Raw genomic sequence first — 7,792 nt, 5'->3', positions numbered from 1 at the left:
TGATTTAATATTAGAAAATCATAAGTTACAACAACACTAATGTTACAAGGCTGCGATAATTATGTGGTTGTTAGGAACAAGAAAAAATCCGCTCATCCTTATCGGTTTCTTAATACCGATCATTTGTTTATTGGGATATGCGGCATATCATTTGTCTGAAAGTTATAGACAAGTCGAAAAATACAAACAAATTGAACATCTAGCAAATCTCGCCGTTGATGTGAGTTCTCTTGTTTATGATATCCAGCAAGAACGCGGTGTTTCAACCGGTTATATCGGATCCAGTAAACAGGTATTTGCAGAAGAATTACCGATCCAGAGACAAAAAACGGATCAAAAAAACCAACAACTCAATACTGATTTAGCGAGCTTTGCCCAAGAAGATTATATTCCAAGAATTATGGCCACCGCTTTACATACGGAAAGATTATTACAGCAGGTTCGTCGTCAACTTGATACAGAAACCATGACAATTACGGAGGTTACCTCTCAATATACTGAAATCATCAGCAAGTTGATTCACATTTTGGATGTATTACTTATCGCAAGCCATGATTCACGCGTGAGTAAGCAAATCAGTTCTTACCTTTATTATATCAATGCAAAAGAACAAGCCGGTGAGAAAAGAGCTTTGGGGGCAGGGGCATTTGGAGCTGGAAGAGTTTCCGAAGAGGTTTATATCAGATTTGTTAGTTTAATGGCTACGCAGAATAATCAACTGGAATCCTTCAAGCTTTTTGGTGATCCAGAAGATGTTCAATTTCATGAGATTGCAATCGCAAACCCTATCATGCATGATATTCGACGCATGGAAGACATCATTTTAGATTTCCCCGTTACGGGTGATTTGAAGAGGATAGATGCATCTGAATGGTCCGGCGTGAATGCAAAGATGATTGATATTTTTCATGAAGTTGAACAACAAATCGCTTCAACATTATTGAAGATTGCAACGAATGCACAAAATAATGCACAGCAGATATTTATTTTAAACTTGGCTGTGACTGTAATCCTACTTTTAATCAGTGTTGGGTTAGGGACGATTGCTTTGCGTAATGCGTGGCAAGCAGAAGAGAGTAATAAATTTCAGAAAATTCAGAATGAAGAACTCAATCTATTGCTTGAAAAAGTACCTGGGGCACTTTTTGTTGTTGGAGATGATGGTCAAATTAAAAGAACAAATTCAGGAGCAGGAGAGCTTCTTGGATATGAACCGGAAGAGTTCTTAGGTTTAAATATTGACCAAATTGTCGCTGGAGTAAATTCACGAACCCACGCAAAACATAGAAAAGAATATATATCTATGCCGAAAGACCCGACTGGTGAGGTTCCGCGTATTATGTTTTTGGGCCGAACGGTACATGCAAAGCATAAAAATGGAGATAGTGTGCCAGTCCGAATTGCTTTGAATCGCGTTGTGACGGCTGACGGTGTACAAGTGATTGCTGCTGCCCAAGATATGTCATTGGTGGAGCAAGCAAATCATGAAATGGAAAACGCATTGGATGCTGCGAAGCAAGCGAATGACGCCAAGATTGATTTCCTTGCGATGATTAGTCACGAATTACGTACACCTTTGAATGCAATTATTGGATTTTCTGATCTATTAGTTAGTGAGTTTGGTAACGGTCCCAAGAGCTTGGACGCCATTAAACTATACCCGAAACATATTTTCGATTCTGGCACCCATTTACTTGGTATTGTGAATGATATTTTGGACCTTACCCATACGGGTAAAGAAGGTATCTTAATAGAAAATAACCCTGTCTTTATGGGGGAAATTATGTCTAATTTGAAATCCACATATGCCAGTCAGGCGAAGGCATCAGGGAATAAAATCACATTTGAGTTACAAGATGATTTTCCAAAAGTTATCTTGAGCGATGCTAAGCGGATCAATCAAATTCTGATCAACCTGATGGCAAATGCGATTAAGTTTACCGAAAATGGTGAAATTGTCGTTAAGGCAAGAGCAGAAAAACTGGATAAGCGGGAAGTTAAAATTATTCTGGAAGTTAATGATACAGGGCTTGGTATTCCAGCCAAGAAAATGAAAGATATTTTTAATCCCTTTATGCAGGTGGATACTTCTTTGACACGCACTTATGGCGGTGTTGGGTTAGGTTTGACAATTTGTAAAAAGATCGCAGAATTTATGGGTGGCGGGATTGAAGTGAAAAGTAATGTCGGATTGGGAAGTGCATTTAAAGTGACCTTTGTCGCTGAAGACATTTCTGATATCATCGATCATTTCCCAAATAATAAGAAATTAAATGGGGTCGCTGCTCATCAAGCGTTAACTGCAAATGTTTTGGTCGTTGACGACGTTTTTTCCAATATTTTGATTGTTAAATCTTATCTGGAACCTTTGGGGGCAAAAGTAAGTTATGCCATGAATGGGGAAGATGCGATTAAGTTATCTAAAACGGAACATTTTGATTTGATCTTGATGGATATTCATATGCCAGGGCTGAGTGGGATGCAAACCGCGGAACGTATACAACAAGATGAAAATATGAATAATGATACACCAATTTTTGCTTATACGGCGGATGTTCTTCATGACGAAAAAGCAAATGATAATGGCGTTATGAAAGGTTATATCTATAAACCTGCCATGGCGCAGGATATCATTTCAGTCCTTCATCAGGAAATGAAAAACTAAGTTTTTATATCACTCTTCTTTCAGTGATTTTTCGATCGCCTGTAAACGTTTACTGATTTCATCAAGTTTTTGTTCTAGTTGATTATCATGCTCTGATTGTTGTTCTGCATGTTCTTCTTCTTTAATACTAGACATGGCATCCACGATAATACCGATAAAGACGTTTAGCATTGTAAAGCTTGTCACTAAAATAAAGAACACAAAGAATATCCATGCATAAGGGAATTCTGCGATCACGGGGCGGGCAATGCCCATGGACCAACTTTCCAAAGTCATCACTTGGAACAGTGTAAATAAAGTTTTTCCGAGAGAACCAAACCATTCTGGGAAAGAATTTGCGAATAGGCTGGTTGCAACAACAGATGATACATAAAACAAAATTGCTAATAAGCCGATCGCAGATGATACACCAGGAATTGCCTTTAACAGCGCAGCCACAAGGCGACGCATACTAGGAACTGCTGCAAATAATCTAAAGGCGCGGAAAATGCGCAATGTTCTTAGAACTGCCAAGCCGCCTGCATTCGGGATAAAGGCGATAGAAACAATGATGAAATCAAAGATATTCCATCCACTTTTAAAGAAGCGGAATTGTTGAGCGATAAGTTTCAGTGCAAGTTCAATTACAAAGATACTGAGGCAAAATTTATCCAAAAACATTAGGATTGTGCCATAATTCTCAAGCAATGCAGGGGATGTTTCCAACCCTAGCAAAACGGCGTTAAAGATAATGACCCCTAAAATTACATTTCTGAAGGTGGTGTTTTCTGTAATAGCTTTGGCTTTTGAAACAATGAATTGCATATCTGGTTGTCGCTCTGTTTACAGGAATGATTAATAAAAAACAGCAAGATCAAATTTACCGCCGACGTTATATAATGTCTTTATAGAAACTGTAAACTTCGATTTATTAGATTCCTCATAAAGAAGTTGCCTCTGATACTTTATCAGAGGCAATAAAAAGGTAAGGGAGGTATTTAGGGGGTGAAATAGCAATAGCACTGGAATGTTACATTTTTATTCCAACTCAATTTAAGTTACCGTAAATTGTCCCATCATGCCGCGATCTTCATGTTCTAAAATATGGCAATGATACATATATGGAAATGAGTCATCAGCGATGTGATCGAAACGTACTATCAGTTCTGACCAATCATCATCATCCAGTACAACAGTATCCTTCCAGCCAGCTTGATCCGCAGTTGTGGTATCGCCTTCCATATTCTCAATTAAAAAGGAACATCCGTGGATATGAAATGGATGTGCACCTTGATTGGACCGGATACGCCATCGCTCCCACACGCCAATATCGACACGTTCATTGATAACGTTCATATCCATTGCTGCGCCATTAATTGTCATATCCATGGCATGATGTGCATGACTATGATCTGTATGTGATGTTTCATGATCCATATTTAATATGAATTCTCGTGTTCTGTTAATTTCTTTCGGTTTTGGGCGTGCAATTGAGACCATCCTTTCCGGTAAGGGAGCCAGATTTGCATTTAGAGATTTATCAACCACCAGTTTGAGTGAGTGGTTCTGGTTTGAAGAGGTATCTTTTTTGAATATATTTTGTAAGGTTGTTGCGATGCCTTCACCTTCTTCATCAAAGACATCTTCGAATAATGTGAGTAGATCAGCCTCTTTTCCATCTGATAGATCAACAATAATTTCGCAACGTTCTCCTGGCGACATTTCCATTGATTTCAGCGGTACAGGTTTTTCAAGTAAACCTCCATCTGTAGCTATTTTGTAAAACTCACGATTATCTGAAAAAGTGATTATGTAAAAACGTGCATTGGCGCCATTTAACAATCGTAACCGAACCTTTCCGGCAGGTACCTTGGCGATGGGGTTTATCGCACCATTAATGATTGCCGTATCGCCATACCATCCATCTTCTCCGGCCTCATAAAGGGAATAAATGAGCTTTCCCTTCTTATCGAAACTTTTATCTTGAATGATAATTGGTAGATCATCTACACCATATCGATCTGGTAAATCCATTTCATCGCTATCATCGTCATCAATAATCATCATGCCGGCTAACCCATGATAGACCTGACGACCTGTATGCCCATGAGTATGGGAATGGTACCAACAGGTTGCGGCTGGTTGAACAATCGAGAGTGTTGGCTTCCAATATTCATTTGGTTGGATCTCTAATTGCGGGCCACCATCAACTGCACCAGGGACGTGAAGCCCATGACCATGAACGGATACATCTTCGTTCAGTGTGTTGTGGTAGCTTAAATTCAATTCACTATTTCTTCTTGTCCGAATTGTTGGGCCAAGATATTCCTGACTGAAGCCAAATGTGGCGGTATTTACACCCGGCATGAATGACCAATGACCATTTTTAATCGTTAAGTTTACTGGTTCGCCTTGTCGTCCATCTATCAATCGAGGGATTGGAAGTCGCGGTCTTTTTTGACTTGCCAAGCTTTGTGGAATTAATCCTAGTCCTATGGTAGCGGCGCTTCCTGAGAGGAATGTCCGTCTGGAGATTCTGTTTAACATATGGGGGATCCCTTAAATCCGTATTAGTAGATGAAATGCTTCTAACCATATGTTTGTTTGGTTTTTTATGTCTATCCGACATATGTCCCATAGGAATTTTCGTGCATAGGACATATGATCTATTCTGCAAATTGCAAAAGTGCAGATATCATTCATAAACGTATCATAGGATATACAATAATGGATTCTTTGAGTCTTTCTTCGTTCAAACAGGCAGCCATTGCGATTTTTGTAGTCTTTGTATTCGGTATGAGTGCATTTGAAATTTTCTCGGAATTAATGGATGGAGAGGCATTTGTTTCTATGTCTGATGATATGCTGAGATTTTGTGTCAGTTTATTGATATTGGGAATATTTGCTTACGAATATAGAAAGCAACAGATCGCATTAGGGGAGTTGAAGGAAAAACTGGAAAGGACGAAGGGGCAGTTTTCTAACTTAAATAAGAAGACAGTAGAAATTGCCAGTCAATATCGTGCGATTATGCAAGAACAATTTGATGAATGGGAATTAACCGATAGTGAGCAAGAAGTTGTCATTGGAATGTTAAAGGGACTATCTTTTCGTGAAATTGCTGAACTTCGGGAAACCCGTGAAAAGACGGTGCGGCAACAGGCGTCAAATGTTTATAAGAAGGCGAAAGTGAATACGAGATATGAATTGGCTGCTTGGTTCTTTGAAGATATGTTAGAGCCACCGTCTCTCAAATGATGATAGATGTGTTTGAAGCCGCCTATAACGAGTTATATATGGATTAATCCCAAGGAGGGAAATCGCCTTCTTTCGCCAATTTATTTATTGAATTTTTTTTGGGGGGGCTAAAGAGAATGTATTTTCGCACATCCGCAGCTATACATGTGAGACTCAAAACCACGGTTAAAGAGCCAATAAACTGCGCGCAGCATGAAGAAAATAAGATTAAAAACAAAAAAGCCTCCGAGAAACTCTCGAAGGCTTTTATGGTGCCGCAACACGGATTCGAACCGCGGGCCTGATGATTACAAATCAACTGCTCTACCAACTGAGCTATTGCGGCGTCGTCTTGACAAGGCGAGGTTTTAGTGATGTCCGTCGGTCAGTGCAAGACCTTTTTTTCATTTTTTTGGAATTTTTTTAACTTTTTTTTTGCCCTATATCTGAAAGCCTTGAAAAAACTAATGATTGCTTATTTTCAATATTAACTGGAAGACCGTTGTGCCTTGGTTGCGTATAGGGCAATTGCAGCCGCATTAGAGACATTCAGGCTACCTACTACATTTTCTGCCATTGGAATACGGGCAAGAGTGTCACAGTTCTCACGGGTTAGGCGGCGCATACCGGGGCCTTCTGCACCCATTACCAATGCAATCTTTCCTGTTAGTGTAACTTCTTGAAGTTCTGCCTCGGCCTCACCTGCAAAGCCCACCGTCCAAAAGCCCGCATCACGAATTTTATCTAGTGCGCGTGCAAGGTTACCTACATATATAAGAGGTGTGCTTTCAACAGCACCGCTTGCACTTTTGGCGAGCACAGCTGATTCTTCTGGCGCATTACGTTCTGGGAGAATGACGGCCTTAGCCCCAAAGACAGCCGCAGACCTTAAAATAGCACCCACATTATGAGGGTCGGTTACTTGATCAAGGATCAGATAAACATCATCATCTTCGGCGCCAAACAGCAAATCCTCCAATGCATATGCATTTAGGCGCTGGACCAATAATCCTACGCCCTGATGTATGGCGTCTTCACCAAATAAGCGATCAAGCTCTTCTCTATTCGTCACAACCATGGGAATGTTGCGTTTAGTACAAAGCTCCATATATCTATCTTGCGCCGCTGGCGTGACAGCGATTGCTTCAATCTTTCGCTCTCTGTTTTCAAGGGCGGCGGTAATGGGATGATTCCCATATAACCATAGTTGATTACCTCCGGCACGGGGGAGGCGTGCTATCGAGTCATTATTCGAGCGTTGGTTACTCTTCTTTTGATTTTGTTGCGGGTCTCTTTTTTTGGGGGTACCAGACTTATGACCTTTGCGGCGTTGTGCCATGATGCGATTCACCTCTTTTATGATTAGGTTTTAATCTTTTTACATAGTTATATGGCAGATAAGCAAATAGATTATGTGACTACCAATATATTATTGAAAAGTGTAGAAGCGCGGAAAACTGGGATTCTTTCAGAAGTATTCGTAAATGTGAAAAAAATAATTAACTTTTTTTAAATTTCTTTTGGTTTTTGCGTTGACAGAAGGGCTCGGAAATCTTAAACACCTCCCTGCCGTGAGCGGCATATATCGGTGAACTCGCTGAGTAAGGAGGGTTGCCCGAGTGGCTAAAGGGGGCGGACTGTAAATCCGCTGGCTATGCCTACGTTGGTTCGAATCCAACACCCTCCACCATCGATATCAGCTGCATAGCGGCTATATGAGTTTATAGAGTAGCTTGTATGAGAATTCTGCGGGTATAGCTTAGTGGTAAAGCTCCAGCCTTCCAAGCTGATTACGAGGGTTCGATTCCCTCTACCCGCTCCAAAGGATTTAATCAGGAATACTCGATCAGGTGCATTTCTAGTCGTTAGGGAATTTTGACAAATGGCTAAAGAAAAGTTTGAACGTAATAA

At 40.3% G+C, this 7,792-nt stretch carries 5 protein-coding genes and 3 tRNA genes; 4 read left to right on the top strand and 4 right to left on the bottom strand.

The window, feature by feature from the left end; translation table 11 throughout:
- Positions 1-61 precede the first annotated feature (61 nt).
- On the top strand, positions 62-2,665 hold the full coding sequence (locus E1160_RS01500; protein WP_155153221.1) for a nitrate- and nitrite sensing domain-containing protein: 2,604 nt from the start codon (positions 62-64) through the stop codon (positions 2,663-2,665).
- A gap of 9 nt (positions 2,666-2,674) precedes the next feature.
- Here the strand turns inward: E1160_RS01500 and E1160_RS01495 are convergent, their stop codons facing one another.
- Together E1160_RS01495 and E1160_RS01490 are read right to left on the bottom strand one after the other, a co-directional pair.
- The gene (locus E1160_RS01495; protein ID WP_155153220.1) at positions 2,675-3,469 is read right to left on the bottom strand and encodes an ion transporter; all 795 of its coding nucleotides are present in this window, start codon (positions 3,467-3,469) and stop codon (positions 2,675-2,677) included.
- Positions 3,470-3,697: 228 nt separating this feature from the next.
- The gene (locus E1160_RS01490; RefSeq protein WP_155153219.1) at positions 3,698-5,191 is read right to left on the bottom strand and encodes a multicopper oxidase domain-containing protein; all 1,494 of its coding nucleotides are present in this window, start codon (positions 5,189-5,191) and stop codon (positions 3,698-3,700) included.
- A 180-nt stretch (positions 5,192-5,371) separates the two neighbouring features.
- On the opposite strand from E1160_RS01490, the gene E1160_RS01485 reads away from it, so the two are divergent.
- Positions 5,372-5,902 (top strand): helix-turn-helix transcriptional regulator, encoded by a 531-nt coding sequence (locus tag E1160_RS01485; protein WP_155153218.1) that lies wholly within the window; start codon positions 5,372-5,374, stop codon positions 5,900-5,902.
- Between the two features lie 249 nt (positions 5,903-6,151).
- Here E1160_RS01485 and E1160_RS01480 read toward each other — a convergent pair.
- A tRNA-Thr gene (locus E1160_RS01480) sits at positions 6,152-6,227 on the bottom strand.
- A 141-nt stretch (positions 6,228-6,368) separates the two neighbouring features.
- Positions 6,369-7,220 (bottom strand): 23S rRNA (guanosine(2251)-2'-O)-methyltransferase RlmB, encoded by an 852-nt coding sequence (gene rlmB, locus E1160_RS01475; RefSeq protein ID WP_155153217.1) that lies wholly within the window; start codon positions 7,218-7,220, stop codon positions 6,369-6,371.
- 266 nt (positions 7,221-7,486) lie between these two features.
- Between rlmB and E1160_RS01470 the strand changes: the two genes are divergently transcribed.
- Positions 7,487-7,571: transfer RNA gene (locus tag E1160_RS01470), tRNA-Tyr, on the top strand.
- Between the two features lie 58 nt (positions 7,572-7,629).
- Positions 7,630-7,703 (top strand) — tRNA-Gly (locus E1160_RS01465).
- Positions 7,704-7,792: the final 89 nt, after the last annotated feature.

The sequence above is a fragment of the Curvivirga aplysinae genome, assembly GCF_009711445.1.
GTDB lineage: Bacteria > Pseudomonadota > Alphaproteobacteria > UBA8366 > Aestuariispiraceae > Curvivirga > Curvivirga aplysinae.
Note: the sequence above shows the minus strand (reverse complement) of the source record. Positions and strands in the feature narration are given on the sequence as shown.

Excerpts from the sequence above, each read along its gene's own strand:
- E1160_RS01495 (WP_155153220.1), bottom strand. The coding sequence starts at position 3,469 with ATGCAATTCATTGTTTCAAAAGCCAAAGCTATTACAGAAAACACCACC.
- E1160_RS01490 (WP_155153219.1), bottom strand. The coding sequence starts at position 5,191 with ATGTTAAACAGAATCTCCAGACGGACATTCCTCTCAGGAAGCGCCGCT.
- rlmB (WP_155153217.1), bottom strand. The coding sequence starts at position 7,220 with ATGGCACAACGCCGCAAAGGTCATAAGTCTGGTACCCCCAAAAAAAGA.
- E1160_RS01500 (WP_155153221.1), top strand. The coding sequence starts at position 62 with ATGTGGTTGTTAGGAACAAGAAAAAATCCGCTCATCCTTATCGGTTTC.
- E1160_RS01485 (WP_155153218.1), top strand. The coding sequence starts at position 5,372 with ATGGATTCTTTGAGTCTTTCTTCGTTCAAACAGGCAGCCATTGCGATT.